General features: G+C 42.3%; 21 protein-coding genes. 5 read left to right on the top strand and 16 right to left on the bottom strand.

Annotated features, from left to right (window positions below; translation table 11 throughout):
- Positions 1-28 precede the first annotated feature (28 nt).
- From acpP to yceD, 7 genes are all read right to left on the bottom strand, one after another.
- Positions 29-262 carry an acyl carrier protein gene (acpP, locus tag IEY18_RS06920; protein WP_011865403.1) on the bottom strand — a complete coding sequence of 78 codons (234 nt, stop codon included), beginning with the start codon at positions 260-262 and terminating at the stop codon, positions 29-31.
- Positions 263-427: 165 nt separating this feature from the next.
- Positions 428-1,174, bottom strand: a complete 747-nt coding sequence (gene fabG, locus IEY18_RS06915) for a 3-oxoacyl-ACP reductase FabG (RefSeq protein ID WP_188919105.1) — start codon at positions 1,172-1,174, stop codon at positions 428-430.
- An 11-nt stretch (positions 1,175-1,185) separates the two neighbouring features.
- Positions 1,186-2,112 carry an ACP S-malonyltransferase gene (fabD, locus tag IEY18_RS06910; RefSeq protein WP_188919104.1) on the bottom strand — a complete coding sequence of 309 codons (927 nt, stop codon included), beginning with the start codon at positions 2,110-2,112 and terminating at the stop codon, positions 1,186-1,188.
- Positions 2,113-2,223: 111 nt separating this feature from the next.
- Positions 2,224-3,189: a beta-ketoacyl-ACP synthase III gene (locus tag IEY18_RS06905; RefSeq protein ID WP_188919102.1), complete on the bottom strand. Its 966-nt coding sequence runs from the start codon at positions 3,187-3,189 to the stop codon at positions 2,224-2,226.
- Between the two features lie 9 nt (positions 3,190-3,198).
- On the bottom strand, positions 3,199-4,227 hold the full coding sequence (gene plsX, locus IEY18_RS06900) for a phosphate acyltransferase PlsX (RefSeq protein WP_188919100.1): 1,029 nt from the start codon (positions 4,225-4,227) through the stop codon (positions 3,199-3,201).
- A gap of 14 nt (positions 4,228-4,241) precedes the next feature.
- Positions 4,242-4,412, bottom strand: a complete 171-nt coding sequence (gene rpmF, locus IEY18_RS06895) for a 50S ribosomal protein L32 (RefSeq protein WP_011496728.1) — start codon at positions 4,410-4,412, stop codon at positions 4,242-4,244.
- A gap of 19 nt (positions 4,413-4,431) precedes the next feature.
- Positions 4,432-4,956 (bottom strand): 23S rRNA accumulation protein YceD, encoded by a 525-nt coding sequence (gene yceD, locus IEY18_RS06890; RefSeq protein ID WP_188919098.1) that lies wholly within the window; start codon positions 4,954-4,956, stop codon positions 4,432-4,434.
- Between the two features lie 282 nt (positions 4,957-5,238).
- Here yceD and IEY18_RS06885 point away from each other — a divergent pair, with 282 nt between their 5' ends.
- Positions 5,239-5,826 (top strand): Maf family protein, encoded by a 588-nt coding sequence (locus IEY18_RS06885; RefSeq protein WP_188919096.1) that lies wholly within the window; start codon positions 5,239-5,241, stop codon positions 5,824-5,826.
- Positions 5,827-5,887: 61 nt separating this feature from the next.
- Here IEY18_RS06885 and IEY18_RS06880 read toward each other — a convergent pair whose 3' ends face one another.
- Both IEY18_RS06880 and cobB read right to left on the bottom strand, forming a co-directional pair.
- A complete protein-coding gene (locus IEY18_RS06880; RefSeq protein ID WP_188919094.1) occupies positions 5,888-6,346 on the bottom strand; it encodes an ATP-binding protein in 459 nt (152 codons plus the stop codon).
- The gene (gene cobB, locus IEY18_RS06875) at positions 6,336-7,073 is read right to left on the bottom strand and encodes a Sir2 family NAD+-dependent deacetylase (protein WP_188919092.1); all 738 of its coding nucleotides are present in this window, start codon (positions 7,071-7,073) and stop codon (positions 6,336-6,338) included. The genes IEY18_RS06880 and cobB overlap by 11 nt, the downstream gene beginning before the upstream one ends.
- 265 nt (positions 7,074-7,338) lie before the next feature.
- Here cobB and fur point away from each other — a divergent pair, with 265 nt between their 5' ends.
- The 4 genes from fur (at position 7,339) to IEY18_RS06855 (ending at position 12,895) form a co-directional block, all read left to right on the top strand.
- Complete coding sequence (fur, locus tag IEY18_RS06870) at positions 7,339-7,770, top strand: ferric iron uptake transcriptional regulator (protein WP_188919222.1); 432 nt, start codon at positions 7,339-7,341, stop codon at positions 7,768-7,770.
- Positions 7,771-7,953: 183 nt separating this feature from the next.
- Positions 7,954-8,811, top strand: coding sequence for a 23S rRNA pseudouridine(2604) synthase RluF (rluF, locus tag IEY18_RS06865; protein WP_188919090.1), 858 nt, complete (start codon positions 7,954-7,956; stop codon positions 8,809-8,811).
- Between the two features lie 525 nt (positions 8,812-9,336).
- A complete protein-coding gene (gene ppk1, locus IEY18_RS06860) occupies positions 9,337-11,409 on the top strand; it encodes a polyphosphate kinase 1 (protein WP_188919088.1) in 2,073 nt (690 codons plus the stop codon).
- A gap of 4 nt (positions 11,410-11,413) precedes the next feature.
- On the top strand, positions 11,414-12,895 hold the full coding sequence (locus tag IEY18_RS06855) for a Ppx/GppA phosphatase family protein (protein WP_188919086.1): 1,482 nt from the start codon (positions 11,414-11,416) through the stop codon (positions 12,893-12,895).
- Positions 12,896-13,192: 297 nt separating this feature from the next.
- Here IEY18_RS06855 and IEY18_RS06850 read toward each other — a convergent pair whose 3' ends face one another.
- From IEY18_RS06850 to IEY18_RS06820, 7 genes are all read right to left on the bottom strand, one after another.
- On the bottom strand, positions 13,193-14,767 hold the full coding sequence (locus tag IEY18_RS06850) for a dipeptidase (RefSeq protein ID WP_229779760.1): 1,575 nt from the start codon (positions 14,765-14,767) through the stop codon (positions 13,193-13,195).
- Positions 14,768-14,976: 209 nt separating this feature from the next.
- The gene (locus IEY18_RS06845) at positions 14,977-16,353 is read right to left on the bottom strand and encodes an O-antigen ligase family protein (RefSeq protein ID WP_229779759.1); all 1,377 of its coding nucleotides are present in this window, start codon (positions 16,351-16,353) and stop codon (positions 14,977-14,979) included.
- Positions 16,350-17,096 carry a hypothetical protein gene (locus IEY18_RS06840; RefSeq protein WP_188919084.1) on the bottom strand — a complete coding sequence of 249 codons (747 nt, stop codon included), beginning with the start codon at positions 17,094-17,096 and terminating at the stop codon, positions 16,350-16,352. Before IEY18_RS06840 ends, IEY18_RS06845 begins: the two co-directional genes overlap by 4 nt.
- Positions 17,097-17,099: 3 nt before the next feature.
- Positions 17,100-17,825: a tyrosine-protein phosphatase gene (locus IEY18_RS06835; protein WP_188919082.1), complete on the bottom strand. Its 726-nt coding sequence runs from the start codon at positions 17,823-17,825 to the stop codon at positions 17,100-17,102.
- Positions 17,825-20,008, bottom strand: coding sequence for a GumC family protein (locus IEY18_RS06830; protein ID WP_188919080.1), 2,184 nt, complete (start codon positions 20,006-20,008; stop codon positions 17,825-17,827). The genes IEY18_RS06835 and IEY18_RS06830 overlap by 1 nt, the downstream gene beginning before the upstream one ends.
- A complete protein-coding gene (locus tag IEY18_RS06825) occupies positions 20,008-20,523 on the bottom strand; it encodes a polysaccharide biosynthesis/export family protein (RefSeq protein ID WP_188919078.1) in 516 nt (171 codons plus the stop codon). Before IEY18_RS06825 ends, IEY18_RS06830 begins: the two co-directional genes overlap by 1 nt.
- Before the next feature lie 9 nt (positions 20,524-20,532).
- Positions 20,533-21,720 (bottom strand): outer membrane beta-barrel protein, encoded by a 1,188-nt coding sequence (locus IEY18_RS06820; RefSeq protein WP_188919076.1) that lies wholly within the window; start codon positions 21,718-21,720, stop codon positions 20,533-20,535.
- Between the last annotated feature and the right edge of the window lie 169 nt (positions 21,721-21,889).

Raw genomic sequence — 21,889 nt, 5'->3', positions numbered from 1 at the left:
AATGCCGCCTGTTTTCTAGAATTCTAGATTACTGATTCTTAGAAACGTAATCGATCGCTGCTTGTACAGTAGTGATCTTTTCTGCTTCTTCATCAGGGATCTCAGTGTCAAACTCTTCTTCAAGAGCCATAACTAACTCAACAGTGTCCAGAGAATCTGCACCCAAGTCATCTACAAAAGAAGCTGCTGGCTTAACGTCTTCTTCTTTAACGCCCAGTTGCTCGATAATGATTTTCTTTACACGTTCTTCGATGTTGCTCATTAGTTTTCTTTCCTATTCAAATTACGCACTTGCGTAAGATTGCGAGTAGTTTATTCAATTTGGCAGACTTTGCAAGCATAGTTTTTGTGGTCTAACCACGAATTTGAGTTATTTGCGTCTGTGCCTCGATAAGTAAGCAGCACAATCAAACCCAAAGATACGCTATTAAACCATATACATCCCGCCGTTCACATGCAAGGTTTCCCCTGTGATGTAGGCAGCAGAATCTGAAGCTAAAAATAATACTGCATTGGCAATTTCTTGTGCTTGTCCCAATCTTTCCATTGGCACCTGCGACATAATCGCTTTTTGCTGGTCTTCGTTAAGCTCATCGGTCATATCGGTTTGAATAAAACCTGGCGCTATAGCGTTCACAGTAATGTTTCGTGATGCGACTTCTTTCGCTAACGATTTAGTAAAACCAATCAAGCCGGCTTTCGCTGCACAGTAGTTTGTTTGACCAGGGTTACCCATTGAGCCAACAACTGAGCCGATATTGATAATACGACCTTGACGTTTTTTCATCATCGGGCGCATCACTGACTTAGACAATCTAAACAACGAAGTCAGGTTAGTATCGATGATATCTGTCCACTCGTCATCTTTCATTCGCATCAGCAAGTTATCACGAGTGATACCAGCATTGTTGACAAGGATATCAACTTCACCAGCTTTTTCTTTGATCGAAGCAAATAAATCTTTCACCGATTGCGCATCAGTAACATTTAAGACAAGCCCATGGCCTTTGTCACCTAAATACTCCTGAATCGCAGCAGCACCACGCTCACTGGTGGCAGTACCGATAACAACAGCACCCGCTTCGACTAATGTCTCTGCAGTGGCGCGGCCAATACCACGGCTCGCACCCGTAACAAGGGCTACTTTACCGGTTAAATCTATGCTAACGCTCATTTACAGCTCCTTTATTCAATCAAACTTGCAAACGAAGCAAGATTGTTTACAGCTTTCGCTGAAATTGACTTATTAATTCTTTTGGTTAGACCGGTTAATACTTTGCCAGGTCCACACTCAACAAGTTGTTCAACACCCATTTCACCCATCTTATTCACGGTTTCAGACCAGCGAACAGGACGATAAAGCTGGCGCACGAGCGCATTTTTAATCTCTTCTTCACTTTGCGGGCTTTCAACATCCACATTATTAATCACTTGGATGCTCGGTGAGTTGAACTGAATATTCTTTAATGCTTCGGCAAGCTTATCTGCTGCTGGCTTCATTAGGTCACAATGAGACGGCACACTCACTGGAAGTGCAACGGCCATTTTGGCGCCAGCTTCTTTACAGGCCGCTGCTGCGCGCTCTGCTGCATTTTTTTCACCGGCAATAACCACTTGACCTGGGCTATTAAAATTCACCGGACTAACGACATCCCCTTCGGCGCTATCTTCACAAGCTTTAGCAATTGCGTCATCAGCAAGACCAATAATGGCAAACATAGCACCTGTGCCAGCAGGCACGGCTTGTTGCATCAATTGACCTCGAAGTTCTACGAGCTTAACCGCATCCACAAAATCAATGACACCAGCACAAACTAATGCGGAATATTCGCCTAAGCTATGACCAGCAACAACAGTCGGCAATGGCTTGTTCGCCGCCTTATAGGCTCTCCAAATGGCCACACTCGCCGTTAACAAGGCTGGCTGGGTTTTATCTGTCTCATTAAGCTTTTCAGCAGGACCGTTTTGAACTAGCTCCCACAAGTCATATCCAAGCACTTGGCTGGCTTCATTAAACGTATCCACTACTATCGTGTTTTCAGCAGCTAAATCAGCAAGCATACCGACAGTTTGTGAACCTTGGCCCGGAAAAACAAATGCTACATTTTCCATGAAAAAACTCTCTAATTAAGTGAATTAAAAGATGCACCTTCAAAGTCAGACACATCTTTATCTATTTAGTTTCTATAGTTTATTAATTTCAACTCAGAATAAGCCGATGCCTTAAAAGCGCACTAATGCACTGCCCCACGCAAACCCAGCACCAAACGCCTCAAGCAAGAGGAGTTGACCCCTTTGGATTCGACCATCGCGCACGGCTTCATCAAGTGCAATCGGCACTGAAGCTGCAGAGGTGTTGCCATGCTTTGCCAGCGTTAACACGACTTTATCTAAACTCATATCGAGTTTCTTTGCGGTTGCATTGATAATTCGGAAGTTGGCCTGATGAGGAACGAGCCAATCGATTTCAGATTTGTCGATATTATTGTGGCGCAAAGTTTCCATCACCACTTGCGATAACTGAGTCACAGCGACTTTAAAGACTTCATTGCCCTTCATTGTAATGTAATTCAGCGTGTCGCCTTCATTATTACCTTCAAGTCGATTTGGCAACTCACACTTTAACAATTCGCTTTTACTGCCTTCCGCGTAGATATGAGTAGAGATGATTCCTGGTTCTTGTGAAGCACCAACGACTGCGGCACCTGCTCCGTCACCAAATAAAATAATCGTGGTTCTATCTTCTGGTGCACACAAACGAGAAAGCACATCAGCACCAATCACTAGGATTTTTTTCGCAGCACCCGTTTTGATAAATTGGTCAGCAACTGACAGTGCATAAATAAAGCCCGAACACGCCGCCGCTATATCAAAAGCTGGGATTTTCTTCGCACCTAAAAGCGCTTGTATTTCACAGGCTGCAGCAGGAAAGGCATTGTCCGCACTTGTGGTGCCACAAATAATCATATCGAGTTCTTGAGCGTCAATACCCGACATTTCAAGCGCTTTAAGTGCCGCCTGATGACCCATGGTGGTTACAGATTCGTCATTGCTTGCGATACGACGTTCAGATATTCCTGTTCGCTCGACAATCCACTGGTCACTGGTTTCGACCATCTGTTCTAAATCTTGATTGCTACGCACCTGCGCTGGAAGATAACTACCAGTTCCGAGAATTTTTGTATGCATAAGGAGGTATCAGTTGTTTATGTCTAAAAGAATCGATTCCAGACGATCTTTAATCATCTCGGGAAGTCGACGTTGAGCTTCGGTGATAGCCAAACTAATTGCTTGTAAATAAGCGGTTTGGTCTGCGTTACCGTGGCTTTTTACTACTATTCCGCGCAATCCTATCAGACTTGCACCATTGTAGTGGTCGGGGTTCATCTGATTTAAGCCAGCCTTAATCCTTGGCGCAATCAATTTGGCCATTAAACGCACAAAAAAGCCTTGGGTGAGGCTATGTTGGATCTGGCTAATCAGCAAGCGAGCAATCCCTTCGGATGTTTTAAGCGTAATATTGCCAACAAAACCATCACATACAATGACATCAACATCACCATTGTATATTTCATCGCCTTCAATATAGCCGGTATAGTTCAACTGTGGTGTATCAAGAAGGTATTGGGCAGCTTGCTGAACTTGATCGTTGCCTTTAATTTCTTCGACGCCAACATTTAATAATGCGACTTTAGGTGATGTTTGCTTTGTCACCACTTCACATAAGACCGAGCCCATCACGGCAAACTGAAACAGCGTTTCAGAATCACAAGAAACATTGGCCCCAAGATCGAGTAAATAAACGGGCTTGTCATTCATAGCTGGTAGCGCGCTAACTAAAGCGGGTCTATCGACGCCCGGAAGTGTTTTAAGCAACACCTTTGCCATCGTCATCAATGCACCAGTATTACCTGCACTAACACAAGCATCAGCTTTACCATCACGAACCAATTCGAGAACGATACGCATGGAACTTTGCTTACGGCTTCTTAATGCGTGCACGGGTCGATCAGACATACTCACCACTTCCGTGGTATGGATGATTTCTATGCGAGAAAGGAGGTCTGCGGGATAGTTGGCAATTAGGGGGGAGATGAGGCTTTCATCACCAACCAATATAAAATTTAAAGACGGATATAAACTAAGTGCCTGCATAGATGCAGGCACTGTTACGTGGGGGCCGTGATCGCCACCCATCGCATCTAACGCGAGCGTCAGATTAGTCATAAGCTAAGCAACAATTACTTGTTGATTACCTTTTTGCCACGGTAGAAACCGTCAGCAGTCACGTTGTGACGAAGGTGTAGTTCACCGCTTGTTGCGTCAACAGATAGTTGAGCTGTGCTCAATGCATCATGTGAACGACGCATGCCGCGCTTTGAACGAGATTTTTTATTCTGTTGTACAGCCATTGGCCTGTCTCCTACTAGATTACTTGCTCTTCAGTTTTTCTAACACTGCAAACGGATTTGGACGCTCCTCTTGAGCGGCTTCAATCTCGCCTACGGACATATCCTGAGACCCTTTATTACACGACTCATCATCATGCATGGGAATCACAGGCATAGCCACTATCAATTCGTCTTCCACCAATTGATGCAGACGTATTTCGCCAATTTCATTGCACTCAATAGGGTCATACGCATCCGGGAGCTCATCGATTTCTGCTTCTGTCTTACAAGGACTGAAACAAAAGTCGACCGTAACCTCAGTGGTATATAGCGTCATGCAACGTTGACATAACAGAGTGAGCTCCGTCACAGCCTTCCCTTTCAGGTAGACTATCCCCTGTAAATCGACATCACATTCCAACGACACTGTCACATCGGAACAGTCGCCGGCACTTAACTCATTTAATCGTTTAAGTTGCTGACCAGGAATAACCCCTTGATAAGAGGACTTACTCGTGGCTGCACGAATTGGATCAAGTGAAACCGGTATCTTTACTGTTTGCATAAGGCGCGCATATTATAGTTTGAAATCGCTGGAGTCAAAGGATTATTTCTGACAATCGTCTCACTTCAGAGAATGCGAGGCGCTTTAAAACCAACAATGAAATTAACAGGCGCAAAATTCTACCCAAGCCAAGCCAGTTTCACAAGTCATTCTCGCCTAAAATAGAGGCATTTGTGATAGTTTCTAATGATATGACTTAGAATTCATCAAATCCTTGCGATCGCAGCGATCGTTTCTGCACAATACCGCAACTTTGCCGCCACTTTATGTGCAGGAAATACCATGTCATCCCGATTGATTTTAGCGTCTACATCAACATTTAGACAAAACCTTTTAAAAAAACTATCACTACCTTTTACATGTATCTCTCCTGATGTAGATGAGACAGCGCAAGAGAATGAATCACCACAGCAGTTAGTCGAACGTTTAGCGATTGCCAAAGCAAAAGCAGGCGCTGATAAGTCTCCGTCGGACAGTATCATTATCGGTTCCGATCAAGTGGCAGTCATTGAGCAAGAGATCGTAGGTAAACCCCTGACGCATGCAAACGCGGTTGCCCAGCTCCAACGTTGCTCTGGTCAACGGATTACCTTTTACACGGGGTTAGCCCTGTATCATAAGCAGTCCAACACCTTGCAAAGTGCCGTAGAGCCTTTTCATGTACAATTTCGAACGCTCAGCGATGCGCAAATTGAAGCCTATCTTATGAAAGAACAACCCTATCAATGTGCAGGCAGCTTTATGTGTGAAGGCTTAGGTATTGCATTGTTTGATGCATTAGAAGGGAGAGACCCGAATACTTTAGTGGGCTTGCCACTCATTTTGCTGTCCGAAATGCTGCGCGCTCAAGGTATTGAGGTTTTGTCATAAAAACATGAGCAAGCGTTACGGCATGATCAAGCGGAAAATAAAGGTTTGAATTGAAAATGGCTCAATCTTCAAAAGATTGAGCCATTTTTTGTATTTGAGTCAATGGCACCCGATGCTGATTTCGTTGTGCACATAATTGCTGGTGCAGCTCATCTTTTGGGTCGCCAATAAGCATTTCTCTGACTTGATAGCCGTGACTCTTTGCCGCAGCTTTGTAAGCGGCGAACTCCCAGTGAGCCATATTGGTATTGTCACAAATGACAATGGGTTGGTTTTGGCTCAGTGCAACAATAAAAGCCGTCAAATTCAATTGATGATATTCAGCAAGCTTCGCTCCAACGAATCGATACTTGCCATTCGACTCAAAATAACTATCCGTTGAAAAGTAACCATGTTGTTTTGCAGCTATTGCGGCTTCTATCGATAAAGACTCGAGATAATGGCGAACCCAGTAAGATTTACCGCTTCCCGGTAGACCGCGCATAATGATGGCGATCAGTGTTTGATTTTTAGTTTTCATATGCCAAAGAAGGTGTCACCGATTGCTTCGATAATATCGTTTCAATCAGCCGCGGTAAAACGGAGCTGGCTTTTCCTTGAAGGTGGATCTGAAAATGACTATTTCTTTCCATCGGCATAATATTGACTTCGACCGTTTGCGCGCCATGGTGATTTGCCGAGTCAACAAAACCTGCTGCTGGGTAGACCGTACCAGAGGTTCCAATCGCAATAAATAGGTCACAATGATCAAGCGCATCATGGATCCTATCCATACCAATCGGCATTTCGCCAAACCAAACCACATGGGGTCGTAATCGCTGTGCAGGAATACAACATGTGCAACAGTTGTCCTCCCCAAACGGCTCACGTAGTACGAATGTCTGCCTAGAACGTGGACATCGACCTTTTGATAACTCGCCATGCATGTGCAACATTCGACGCGAGCCCGCACGCTCGTGTAAATCATCAATGTTTTGCGTCACTAACAGCAATTCACCATCAAATTCCTGTTCCAGACGTGCCAGCGCAAGATGTGCTGGATTAGGCTCTATATCACCACTATGTAATTGTTGCCATCGAGAATTATAAAATCGCTCTACCAATAACGGATCACGCTCGTAGCCTTCAGGGGTCGCGACATCTTCAATATGATGTTGCTCCCAAAGACCATCTTGATCTCTGAACGTTCTTAGCCCTGATTCTGCAGAGATCCCTGCGCCAGTTAATATTACAATCTGTCGATACATTGGCAGCCCTTCATATTAATTACCACTATTGGCTCAAGCTACAGTTTGAACAATTAATTGAAAAATAGACATTATGCCTTGGTATAACCTTACTATATGTAAGTGTCCTTCTTCGCAAAATATTACATTTGGATCTAAAACTAAACAATTTGTCGACATTCCCAGCTATAAAGTGGGACTAGAGGTTTAAGTTTTCAAAATCAACACATATAATGAGCCAACTTACATGGACGAACCTTTAGGTTCTGCAATCAAGAGATCAGCAATGACAGATGGAAATCAAGCACTAAAGAAAGCCGGCCTGAAAATCACCTTGCCTCGAGTCAAGATCTTAGAATTAATGCAAGGGCCTGAAAATCAGCACATCAGTGCCGAGGATCTTTATAAAAAGTTACTTGATTTAGGTGAAGAAATTGGCCTAGCTACGGTATACCGCGTCCTCAACCAATTCGACGATGCAGGCATCGTCACTCGCCATCACTTTGAAAGTGGTAAAGCAGTGTTTGAACTGTCAACGTCACATCATCATGACCACTTGGTTTGTCTTTCATGCGGCAAGGTTATTGAGTTTTCAGATGAAGTCATTGAGCGTCGTCAAGATGAAATCGCAATGAAGCATAATATTAAGCTAACAAACCATAGCTTATACTTATATGGGCATTGCACTAACGAGACTTGTGATCACGCAGAAGACTAGCTGATATCGTTAGTCACAAACATCAATTTGTATAAGAAGCCAGCAAAAATGCTGGCTTTTTTGTAATTATTCCAAAGTACGATCCTTTTGTTGAACGCTTGACTCAGGTTTAGTGTTAAAATCTTGCCACTTATTTCTAGCCACGCCGTGATAAATTCAAGGCGACCGAAGACGGACCGTACCATGCAAAACGCCACCACTCGCCTCAATAAATATATCAGTGAAAGCGGGATCTGTTCTCGTAGGGATGCAGACCGATATATAGAGCAAGGTAATGTTTACATTAATGGCAAGCGGGCCAAAGTGGGTGATCAGGTAGCAGCCGGAGATTTAGTCAAGGTCAATGGTCAGCCGATTGAACCCAGAGACGATAGCGAGTTAGTGTTTATCGTACTCAACAAACCTGTCGGGGTCGTCAGTACTACCGAAGGAAGTGAGCGCAACAACATTGTAGATTTTGTAAATCATAGCAGCCGAATTTTTCCAATTGGACGTTTAGATAAAGACTCCCAAGGCCTGATTTTTTTGACCAATGACGGCGATGTCGTTAATAAAATTCTTCGTGCTGGCAACAATCACGATAAAGATTACATCGTCACCGTTGATAAACCGATTACTGATGAATTTATACAGAAAATGGGGAAAGGTGTGCCAATTTTGGGCACCATGACCAAAAAATGTAAAGTCAGTAAGGTTTCGACCTTCGCATTTAAAATTACACTTGTTCAAGGGCTCAATCGACAGATACGTCGCATGTGTGAGCACTTCAAGTATGAAGTGACCAAACTTGAACGCACCAAGATTATGAATGTGGATCTCAAGGGATTGCCTATCGGCGAATGGCGAGATCTCGATGACCAAGAGCTATATGATTTATTCAAGCTCATAGAAAATTCATCATCAGAAGCTCCCCAAGCGAAAAAGAAGTCGACAAAAAAACCGAACAAAAAATCAGGTTCTGGTCAAGCAAAGCACAAACCAGAAGGTGGTTTTGTAAAACAGAAATCAAGACGACCAAAACGTCCGAGTAATCGTCGTTAACCCATCTCGTCAAACGCCCAACCTCCCCTTTAACTAAGGTTGGGCTTGCTCAGCGCTTTCTATCACTAAATTACCCTATCAAACGAGCTCTAATCGACGGCACCATGCCTTAGTCAGTATCATTCCCGTCTCAATTCGAATCGACGCCCCCTATTGATGTTGCCTAAACTATTTGCAAGCAAGCCCTATGAAAGTCATTGACTTAGCAAACATCCGCTATAGACAAAAGTTATAGTCGATAACATGGCAATCGAATTGCTAAATCAACTTTAGAATGTAATATTAATGTAAAGACATTCAGTTTTTTACTGAACAATAGGCTGATTCACCTTCACGAAACATACCTGTACAAAATCGCTTCGACCTATGCAGTATTTAGGTACTCAATATTTTCAAAATCGTGAGTCAGCACTCAAGCCTGTCAGAATAACTGGTCAACATAGAAGAAGTTAGTCTACCTTCATAAATATGACACTTTTCTGACAGAAAATGGTCTGAATATCAAAGAATTAAGGACGGATATTGATGGCAGTTCCATTCCAGTACCCCTATTTAGAAAAAGAACTCAGCTGGCTATCTTTTAATGAGCGCGTTTTACAGGAAGCGGCTGACACATCTGTACCGGTAATTGAGCGCGTGAAGTTTCTCGGCATTTTTTCGAGCAACCAAGATGAATTCTTTCGGGTACGCGTTGCGGATGTTAGAAGACAAATTCTTATCGATGAATCAAAAGGCAGCGGTCAAAGAGCTCGCATTCTTTTATCAGATATCAATAGGAAGGTGTTGTCGCTACAGGCCAAGTTTGATGAGATTTATAACCAGCTGATCATCGATTTAGCACGTCGAAACATTTTCCTTATCGCTGAAGATCAAATCGAAGAAAGTCAACATGAGTGGTTGAAAATACACTTTCAGGACAAAATTCGCCGTCATATAGTGCCGTTAGTCGTGACAGAACACACAGACTTAATTCGCCATTTGGATGATGAATCTACCTATTTGGTCACCAGTTTCCGTAAAGGAAAGCACGTGAACTACTGTTTAATAGAAGTCCCAAATAAAAATGTCTCTCGGTTTGTCCAGTTACCTCCAACGCCGGGTAACAAAAAGCGCAAAACAATAATCCTGCTCGACAACATCATTCGCTATTTCTTAAAAGACATTTTTATGGACTTTTTTGAGTTTGATACCATTGAGTGTTTCTCAATCAAGCTCACACGTGATGCAGAATACAACCTGTCCAACGAAATCGAACTGAGTATGGTTGAGAAGATGTCTTCAGGGTTAAAACAACGCTTAACGGCAGAGCCTGTCAGCCTTATTTTTGATCGTGAAATGCCCCAGCATATGCTTGAAATGCTTCAAGAGAAAACCGGCATTAAAGGTATGGATGCGATGATCCCCGGCGGGCGCTACCACTGCTTTGAAGACTTTATCGGTTTCCCCAACCCTGGGCGTTCGTATCTTGAAAACGAAAAAATGAAGCCCTTACGGAATCGCCAGTTTAACCAATTCAGTAATGTTTTCGAGGCAATTACCTATAAAGATATTTTGCTGTACTACCCTTACCACGCATTTAACCATGTCACAGAGATGATGCGACAAGCCGCATTTGATCCCGCTGTGCGCTCCATTAAAATCAACATCTACCGCGTTGCAAAGCAATCACAAATTGTTCACTCACTGATCGAAGCCGTTAAAAATGGTAAAGACGTATTGGTGGTCGTAGAACTACAGGCTCGTTTTGACGAAGAAGCGAATATGGCATGGGCGAAACAGTTAACCGACCATGGCGTAAGAATTAGTTTTGGTATTCCTTCACTGAAAATCCACTCAAAGCTCATTTTGATCAAGCGCATGGAAGAAGGTAAGTTGAAAAACTATGCCCATATCGGAACGGGCAACTTCCATGAGAAAACAGCCAAAATCTATACTGACTTTGCACTATTTACTCAGCATGAAGAAATCAGCAACGAAGTAGAGAATGTATTTGAGTTTATTGAACACAGCTATAAACGTTTTAAGTTCAACCACTTAATCATTTCTCCCGTTGATAGTCGCCGTAAGCTCTACAGCCTCATCGATACCGAAATTGCTAACCAGCTAAACGGTAAATCAAGCGGTATCACCTTAAAGCTTAACAATCTTGACGATACAGGCCTCATCAAGCGTTTATACGATGCATCCCGTAATGGCGTGAAAGTGAAAATGATTATTCGCGGTATGTGCTCATTAGTTCCCGGCATTGATGGCGTTTCAGAGAATATGCAGGTCATCTCCATTGTCGATCGTTACCTAGAGCATCCTCGCGTGATGATTTTCAATAACGCCGGTGACAACAAGGTGTACATTTCTAGTGCCGACTGGATGACAAGAAATATTGATAAGCGTATTGAAGTTGGCTGCCCAATATATGATCCTGATCTGAAAGCAAAGATTAAAAAAATTCTCGATATCCAATTTAGAGACACATTGAAAGCAAGAATCATTGATGCAGCACAATCCAATGAATATGTTAAACGTGGCAACCGGAAAAAAAGTCGCTCACAAATGGCAATCTATGATTACCTGCAAGAACTAGAAAAGAAAAAGGTTTAATTGAATGGCAAATCCCCTAGAAGTAGCAAATGGCCGGCTCCTCGTCGCTATTGATTTAGGCTCAAACAGCTTTCATTTAGGGATTGCCCGTGAAGTAAACGGTAACATTCAGCCAATGTACAAAGTTAAACAACGAGTACAGTTGGCTGAAAACCAAGATGAGCAAGGGAATTTATGCACCAAAGCCATCGACCGCGGAATTGAATGTCTCAAGCAATATAGTCAACGACTCTCTGAAATGCGTTTTGATGATATTCGAATTGTAGCAACCTTTGCACTGCGGCAAGCCCCGAACCGTAAGCTTTTCATCAAGCAAGCCAGAGCTGTTCTTGATTATCCAATTGAAATCATTTCAGGGAAAGAAGAAGCCCGTTTAATTTATGCCGGTGTTAGTCAAAGTCGGCAAATCACCCTACCCAGTTTGGTCATAGATATTGGCGGTGGTAGTACTGAACTCATTGTCGGCCAAGGTCATAAGCCCTTTGCCATGGAAAGTCTATCTATGGGTTGTGTGAGTTATCAATCACGCTACTTTCCAGATGGAAGTATTACTTCCAAACGAATGAAAAAAGCAGTTCTCGCCGCTGAACAACAGTTAGAAGTACTACAAAAGCGCTATCTTAGCCTTGATTTCAAAGGCGCTCTCGGCTGTTCAGGGACGGTTAAAGCCATTACAAGTTTGATCCATCAAGGGGATTTAACTCAAAGCATTACGTTAGATCAGTTGAACCAGTTTGCCGATGTCTTGATTGATCATCAACATGTCGACGCCTTACCTTACGAAGATCTTGCCGCTCTTCGACGCAAGGTATTACCTTCTGGACTTGCCATTCTCATCGCATGTTTCAAGCAGTTAGAAATTAAAAGCATGAGCTTTTGCGATTCAGCACTTCGTGAAGGTGTGTTGAATGAAATGGCAGACAAAGAGCGCCACCATGATATCCAACTCCACAGTATTAACCATCTGCAAATAAGCTATCAGCTGGATCAGCTTCATAGTGAGCATATTCGTGCAAGTGCAGGCTATTTGTACCATTGTTTTGAAGCCAAACACCCAGAGCACAAAAGCTGGTTGAGCTATGCTGCTGCAATTCATGAAATTGGTTTGCAAATAAACTATCGCAGTATTCACAAACATGGCGAATACATTCTATCGAATATTAACTTGGCGGGATTTAACCTAGAAGAGCAGCAATTTTTAGCATTTTTAGTGCGCTGGCACCGTAAAAAGCTCTATGACTGCGAAGTACCTCTAGTTCAATTTATTGAAGAGCAACAGATTTGGCCATTACTTATTTGTTTGCGACTTTCAGTATTATTGCATCTCGGACGACGCCACCATATTGCATTACCACAGCTCAAACAAAAGAATAATTCGATTCAGTTGATTTTTGACGACGCTCAGCTCGACGATGAATTACTTATTGCCGATTTAGAAGAGGAGCAACTACAGCTTAAGCAAATTGGTTGGCATCTCACTTGGTAACCACTTGGCTCATAATGAAAATAACGAGCACAAGCCATTCATACCAATGGGTGATGAAAAGGCTAACGCTGAAAAATAGGAGTTTTCATTCAAAGCGTTAAATCTTTAGCCGAGGCTTTAATATTCGCCTGCTTCCTATAACTCATCTAAACATTAATAATTTTAACACGAGTCATCTTCGCGAATGTGGTGACTGACTGGGCCATCAATCATAATGCGCCAAATAAACTCAGCCTCGTCAAACACTGTTAAATCTAACCCATGTAAGCCACCATCAATACGGCAGTATGGATCGCTTTAACGCTTCGGCTTGCCCGCAAGCTCGACTAACACTGCGGCATACATTTTCAAATTCAGTCGCAGTTGTTCTACGGTAATAAACTCGTTTTCAGTATGCCCAGTGTATTCGACACCCGGCATCGCAGGGCCAAAGCTCAACGCATTCGGAAACAGTTTACTGTTCGTCGAACCACCAATTGAAACAGGTTGAGGATCTGAGATTCCGGTGTACTGCTCAAATACGTTAAGAAGTGTCGATAAATGAGGAGCATCTTCAACCACTAACGGTTGCCCCCAATAGGTTTCAATAGACTGCAGTTTAACTTGTCGGGCATTTTGCCACTGCACTAATGCTTTCATTGTTTGCTCATCAAGCAATTCGGCAGACTTTCCCCTTGGTCGGCGAAGATTAATATTCACTTTACTGGCGGTATCGGTTTGTTCAATGATTGTCGGCGCTAAAGTCATTTTGCCCATAAAGCTATCTGCATAGGCGATGTCACCAAATTTTTCGGCATACAGGCCGAGTCCTATCATGTCATTTACAAACGCGACCGTTAACGAGGCCTGACTTTTCGGCCATGAAAACTCTGACAACACTTGCGCCAAGTGCGTTAAAGCATTCACGCCATTCTGCGGGGTTGAAGAGTGTGTTGCTTTACCCTCAGCGAAGATGGTTACTTTGTTATTTGATGCTTCAAATCGATAACGCATTTGATTCTGCGTCTTAGCAGCCGCTTTTAACTTCGAAATCATCTGTTGATTTGCGCCAAGAACAATGGCCTTCGCTTGCTGCGGGACTTGGCTGCTAATATATCCACCGCCAAAGTAAGTGAGTAAAGGCTGTGAGTCGGTTTTTTGATTGGTTTTTTGATTGGTTATTGATTGAGCAGAATTGAGTACATTCGGAATTTGAAACGCAATTTTACTCCAACCCTTTTCCGCAGTAACGACAGGATATTTCGCATCAATCGTGATATTGATATCTGCAGGAGTGAACGTTTTTAAAAATTCACGTAATGGATCCCAATTGCTCTCTTCCGCCATATACACCATCAGTTCAATTCGCTTATCTAACTCAATGCCAAGCTCTTTGATGGATTTCATGGCATATAAAGCCGTCACAATTGCACCTTTATCATCTTCGGTACCACGAGCAATTAAACGCCCTGGAACAGAGTGTTGATCAAGTGTGTATGGGTCATGCTGCCACTGTTCTGCATCAGCGGGTTGAACATCACCGTGGGTAATCACGCCAACCTTGTCTTGCTGACGCCCTAAACCAATTAAAACCACGTAACCGTGGTCACTATAATCCAAACCGAAAGCTTGGCTCAAACGCGCTAATGCTTGTTTAAAACCAATAAACTCTGGATTAGTCGTTGGTGTCAGCCCCGGCTTTGCCACCGTTTTATAAGTGACAAGTTCGGCTAGCGAATCTATTGCTGCCTGATGATAAACGGAGCTTGTATGTTGCGCAGCTTGATTTGATATCTCTGAGACTTGCGCACCACTATCTCTCGGTGTCGCATGAGTAATGGGGAGTAAAAACATCGATAAAAAAACGATGAACACCGTGCAAAGCCTGACCATAAACCACTCCATACAACGCTGTTGCGTCTTTACATTACTGAGACACACGCAAGCAAATTCCATACAAAATAAGCGTGTTAGCATACTGATTTATCTATTTTCATACCAGACCAAATCGGCCAAACATAAGCAGTAAAACGAAAAACAGCCCCGAAGGGGCTGTATATAAAGACTCACATTCACCACATAAAACGATTCCTAGTAACGCATTACCGACTTTTCGCTTCAGAAGGTAGATAGCGCACCAGGTAACACATACAAATAATCGTCAAAAATAATAAAGTGTTGGATGGTGACTGTAAATTGAAGTCCACGGTACTATGGATCAGCATATGCACAATCGCCATTGCACACCCAAAGGCGACCCCTCGATACAATTTGTCCTGACGAACCATCATACTTCGACAGGCAAGAAACAATGCATACAGCACCCACATACCAAGTAAAACCGTAACAATTACACCAAACTCAACTGCGAATTGAATATAATCATTATGGGCATGATCGAAAAATCCCGAATAAATGTTGGGTTGATAATTTGGAAACACACCATAAAAACTGCCGCCACCTGTACCAAATAACCAATGTTGCTCGATGATGGGCAAACTATCCATGGCCACTTCATCACGGATCTCTGCGGCAAAACTTGTGTCTTCGATTCTTTGTTTGACCTTTTCAAGACCAAACATTGAACCAACAATAATCATATCCAGAATAAAAATACTGATGACAAGAGGCTTCAGTAATCGCGGTGGATTACGGTAAATCACCAAAGCCAGAAGCGCGACGGCGCCCAGAGCAGTGAAGAGTCCAGCATTCCCCATACGAGAGCGACTAAGAATTAGGCCAATAATCATAATAATAACAGCGAGACGTAAAATGAGTTTACGACTGAGCAACATCTTCACCGAAGCAAGCAAAGTCCCCCGAATACTATGGTGACGCTTTTGAGTACTCATTTCTGAAAGTAACCAGCCAACAGCAAGACTTAGACACAATGCTAGGAAGTTTGCAAAGTGGTTCGGATAAACAAACGATCCTCTTGCCCGCCCACCTTCGGCAACTTGCCAGATTGGCGATAACTCAAACTGTAAAAGGTTCAATAAGGTGCCATAAAATGCCTGCAAACAACCAGAAACAATAATCACAGTAAGAAATAATCTAAGCCTTTTAGCTGATGTGCAATAGCTACATACCAACAGCACGAAACAAGTGAAACTCAAGCTTTTCAACAACAACACCCATGTCTGGTATGGATCCATACTGGCGATATGGCTGCTGAGCCCAAAATATTGCAGAGCGATGTAGCTACAAAATAGGCTTAAAGGAATAATTAGCTGCCAATGCCAAGACTCTCGAACCAACGGCCTTCCATTTTTAAAGCTAAGTATGCAATGAAGTGTAGTTCCTAACACGATTACAAGTTCTAAAAGCGACCAAGCCCACGCTCGGTTACTACCTAACGGAATTGGCATCAACACAATCGTCACAAAAAGCAAAGCAAGAATGAATCGCTCAACCAGTCGATTAATAACTTGTTTTTTGTCTCGCCTGTCATTTTTACCAATATAAGAGAAGCTGCTCACACGATGCTCCCTTGAGCTTGAGCTAAACGAGTAGCATTCTGGTTTGGGTCTTGCTTGCACATGGAGAGAGCCAATTGCTCTCTTTCGTTTGCAGAAAAGTTAACGGAACGCTGTAAAAGAAAGGTGCAAACCACACTTTTTAATTGATATTGGCCCGCTAATTGGAACAAACTGGTTCTCAGTGAGCTAACTGATAAAAAAGCCTTTTCAGTAATCATTAGAATTTTAGCTTTTTGCTGAAATGTCAGACGGTTCCATGAAAAAAAACCAACAGCCATTGCTTGACGCAAAACCTCTGGCGAATTTCCCCCATAGCGAAGCCCTTGCATAAGGTACGGCCAAGCTCGTTCAATATCTTCCTGATAAAAAGCTAAATTGTATGCATAATCAGCATAAGCATTTGGCCAAAAACGCCTCGACTCTATTGCTGTTTGATATAGCTCATTTGCAGTTTGAATATCCATAGGCATTATCTGAGAATATGCCCCCCACTCCAAAATTTTTACGAGTGTTAACTGATAATGCGGATTTCGAGTATCAAGCCTATTGGCGTTTGTCGCAGCGAAATGTGCATCTTCAAACTGTTCTTTATTTATTGTTTTTTCAGACACCCATTTATCGATATAAAACCGAGATTTAAAGTGATACGCGCTAGCTAGCCCAGTATCAACTATCGTTGGAACAAGCGCCAAAACAGTCAGGGCTAAAATGATTGCGGACACTTGGTGTAAATTCCATTTCATAGGCTAATTAAACTTTACTTCTGAAATTAGTCGCGGGGTATGAGAAACCAAGTCGATTGCTTTCTCCTCACCAAGCAATCGAGATGCTTCTTGAAATGCACCTAATAACCTTGGAGGCCTTCTTTTAACCGAATGACTATCTGTTGCAATGATTGTAAACACATCATTCAATAACCATTTTTTGGCTAACGAGAGCGAAGTATCTCCCATATCACCAGTTAATACGGAAGCCGTTAACTGAAACAAGCAGCCTTGCCGAATAAAAGGTTCAATTTTCTTGGGGTTAGCTTGAAACTCTCGATTCCTCTCAGGGTGTGCAATCATGGGGCGAACCCCATTTTTCATCAGCCAATTGATTAACTTATCTGTACCTGGAGGAACATGACTATGGGGTAGTTCCATAAGCATTACATTGTCCCCTTCATATGAACCGATAAAAGGTAACTGGTTTTGCTGAACTAAAAGCATAATCTCGGGGCAGATCCTAATTTCGGCTCCAGCACTAACCTCTACATCAAGATTTAGATAACTCAAAGCTGTTCGAAGTTGAAACAATTTGGCTTCGATAATCCCTAACGTATTATCATATCGCCCCAGCTGAATGTGCGGCGTTGCGACGATTCGCTTAACCCCCTGCTCCACCGCAAGTTGCACAAGAGACAAGGATTCAGCCATATCCTTTGCACCGTCATCTATGCCAGGTAGAATATGACAGTGCATGTCAATCATTAGGCAGGCTCTTCGGCATCATAAGCTTGGTAATATCCATATTGCCCGTAATAGCTATTTGCATTTTTAACGTCAAAGTGATTTAAAACTACACCAGATATACTTCCTTGAGCCTGATTAATTTGTCCAATTGTTTGCTTAATCGCTCCGGAACGTATTTGCTCTGCCTTAACTGTCAAAACAACAGCATCCGTATATTTTAACAAGACGAGTGGATCACTCACCGCTTGCACTGGTGGGGTATCGACTATAATTTTGTTATAGGTTTGTTTTAACTGCGCAAGCATTGGTTCAAACCGAGGCGATGCTAATAGTTCCAAAGGGTTTAAAGGAATAGCTCCCGCTGGCATTACATCCACTTTGTCCCTCACATCACACACAATGCAATCATCCAATGCGTCTGTTCCTGAGAGGTAATTTGCTAAGCCTGCTTGATAAGGAGGTAAATCAAAACGTTTACCAATCATTGGCTTACGCATGTCAGCATCGATAATCAGTACTCTTTCAAGACCTGAAAAGGCAAAACCCAAATTCATTGACACCGAGGTTTTACCCTCTCCAGGATATGACGAGGTTACTTCGATGACCTGTAATGGCTTATCTATTGAGAGTAGCGATAAAGAAGTTCGAATCGACCTAACTGCCTCTGCGTGCAATTTCTGCTCATTATCAAAAAAAGCGAAACTCCGTTGTTCCTCAGTCGTTCGTTTTTCAGATTTGGGTAAATAGCCTAGCGCCCGCTGCGACAAAATGAGTTCAACATCTTCTAGTGATTTAACTGTGTCATTAAAAACATCAAGCACGATGGCTAACATAACTCCAACGCCTAAACTCGCGATAAAAGCTAATACCGCAATGAGGCTCTTTTTGGGTTTAACTGGAGATGTGGGAAGTACTGCGCGATCAGTAAACCGAGCCACAGGGGAATCAAAATCTCCAGTAACCTCGGTTTCTTTCTGACGTGAAAGGAAGCTTTCGAACAGTTGTCGATTCGTTTCAACTTCTCGAGTTAATCGACGGTAATTCGTTTCTACCGAGCTTAAGCTCTGGAATTGACTTTTTGCTTGACCAAATTGACGTTCTAAACCTAAAAGATTTTGTTTGGCTGTTTGTGCCTCATCCTCAATCCCCTGCACTAAGCGACCGATTTGTAACCTTAAACTCTCTTTTACAGAGGCTAACTCAGCTTGAGCAGCAATCATTTTAGGATGTTTGGGACCATATACTTTACTTAGCTCAGAAACCTTTCGTTCAACAAGAATAGCTTCCTTTTTTACATTTTGAACGGAGGCATGAGAGGTGACTTCTGGAAGACTTTCAAGCCGAGAAATATTTGATGCCCCGTATTTGCGTACAACTTGCATAAAACTTTCAGCTTGATTAAATCGAGAACGAGCGACAGTAATCTCATCACTCAGTCTCTCAAGCTCTTGCGCATCTAAAGAGGTCACCCCCTTTAAATCAACCAACCCATGTTGATGCCTATACTGTTCTAACTTGAGCTCCGAAGCGTCTAGGCGATGCCGCAACTCACCCAACCGACCACCGAGCCATGAATTCGCTTTTTGGGTTATTCCGACTTTCGCTTCTAATTGACTGTTGATATATGCTTCACCAATAGCATTAGCCACTTTAGCGGCGAGTCTAGGGTCAGGACTTAGATAACTTATTCGAACAAGTTGTGTATTACTTACTGGAGATATTTTTATATTTTTAGAAAACACATCCAGCATTTGGATTCGTTTAATATTTGCAATCTCACTAGCTGTACGAGTCTCTATTTCCTGAGGCAAGAAGGATAACATTGCGCGCAACTTAGCTAACATTGAAGGCTCTTGCTTTACTTCAAACACCTTCGCTAAATTTAAATCATCATAAACTCGCTCTGCAATTGAACGAGATTTCAAAATTTCAAATTGCGTTGAATAATACTCTCCTTGACCGGAGTTTATGCCGTAGACTTCGTCAATTTGGATTGCTCGAGCCTGCTGCGCTTCAATCAGTAGCGTTGCTGATGATTGATATATAGGTTGCATACTTAACGATGCAAAAATACTTAAAGTGGTTACCAACAAAGATAAGCCTAAAATTCGCCATTTGACGCGATTTATAGCTTTAAATAAACGTGTTAAATCAATTTCATCGTCATGTTCTGAAGGCTTAGATAATGTAAAAGAACTCATTAAAAAAACCTCTGCTCTATAACGATGGTGTCTCCAGCATTAACTCGACTATTTAAACTCACAGTTTCCGCTTTATCTTTGCTACCTTCACGAGTTATAAATATTTTTTCCGTCGACGCTCTTTCAGTCAGTCCACCAGCTAAAGCAACTGCCTGATTCGTTGTCATACCTGGCTGATATGGGTATCCACCTGGTTTTTTTACTTCACCATGAATATAAAAGGGTCGATAACTAACGATACCAACATAAACACTAGGTTCAACGAGGTAGTCACCTTTGAGTCCTTGATAGACCACATTTTCTACCTGTTTAATCGTTAGACCTTTAAGTTGTAACATTCCCAAAAACGGGTAATTTACCGTGCCACTATCAGTCAATTGTGTTTCGAGTTCTAGGTTATCTTGCCCATACACTTTAATAACAATCTCATCACCGGGACCTAAGGTATAATCACTTGCTGCACACACACCAAAACTCAGAGTGAATATAAAAAATAATAAAAGCCAAGCTCGCACTGAGATCTCCTACAATGTCATTTCTGCAGTAATATAAAAAACGGTTTTGTCATATTTAATTTGAGCTTGACTAGAAGACTTGTCAGTAATATCAACACCAGCTTTCAATGTTAGCCATCTTGAAGCGTTGTAATTTAAACCTAGGTTAAACGACTTCATTTCATCTTTTCGACTGATACCAGTAAAGTCTTCTTTTAGTAAATTAACTCCGACGTTTGATGCCCACAATGGTGACCATTCATGACTCCAAGTCACGCCATAAGTTGTTTCTTGAACATAGTCGCCATCAGTTGATGGATCTTTTGCCTTCCGGCCTGTATTGAAATCAACAGATGAATATGTCAATGGTGACCAAGTGACATTAATTGACCAAGCTAGTCCACCAAAGTCTTCTCGTAGTTGATTATCAAACTCTTTTTTCTGGTAACCAATACGAGCACTTCCTTGAGTTAGTGCTGTCGCTTCCCAATCAACGCCCACTTTGACATCGCTACTCACACTATCTCGATCGCCAGTAGGATCTACATATTCATAACTAATATCTTCTCTAATCAAATCTACAACCAAGCTCGTAGACGCTCTTGTGTCATAATAAAGTGAAGTGCCTAGCGTATAAGATTCATAGTTTTTAAACTTAGTGACCGACTCAAAGTTTGTATATTCTTTATCATAATATTTGGCATTGATTCTTAGCCTTGCTGGAGTGGATAAAGCGCCGTATTCGTAATAGCCCCCAATTGATAAGTTTACAAATGTATTTGGTTCTTCCTGTTCACCACCGACCCCTTCGGATACTCCCGTACCTCGATCTTCATGACCAAACAGTATCAGCCCATCTAAATTCAACCGATTGCTTTGATCACCTTCTAGATAAGCAGAGCCTGAAACTCGAGCATCTAGGTAATCATCATCTTGGCTATCAAAAAAGTGTCCCGCTGCAATTCCGAACTCTGCAGTATAGATATTTAGGCCATCTTCAAGTTCAGCGACAATTGACGGTCTGACTTCCATGATCCAGCTTTGCTCTTCATTGTTACTAGAGCTCGCGAGGTTATCATCATGTTTTAACGTTGCATCAACACGAGGAACCAAATCGATTCCTGAAGATGTGGCAATCGCACCAGCCTCATTCGCAGATACATTGAACGCAAACAAACAGCTCAGCGCAATAACACTCTGCGTAATTCCATTTTTCATGATTTCCAGCCTCTTCCAATCAACGAGCAAACAAAAATTCAAGAGATATCTAACTTGCCAGTTATAAATAACTAAACTAAATAATAATGAACAAAATCAATTCAACTGTTGTGTTCAAGCTATCGATACAGTCAAAGATTTATGTGTAAACGAAGAAGAGAAATAGAAG

The sequence above is a fragment of the Shewanella gelidii genome (assembly GCF_014647855.1).
Taxonomy (GTDB): domain Bacteria; phylum Pseudomonadota; class Gammaproteobacteria; order Enterobacterales; family Shewanellaceae; genus Shewanella; species Shewanella gelidii.
Note: the sequence above shows the minus strand (reverse complement) of the source record. Positions and strands in the feature narration are given on the sequence as shown.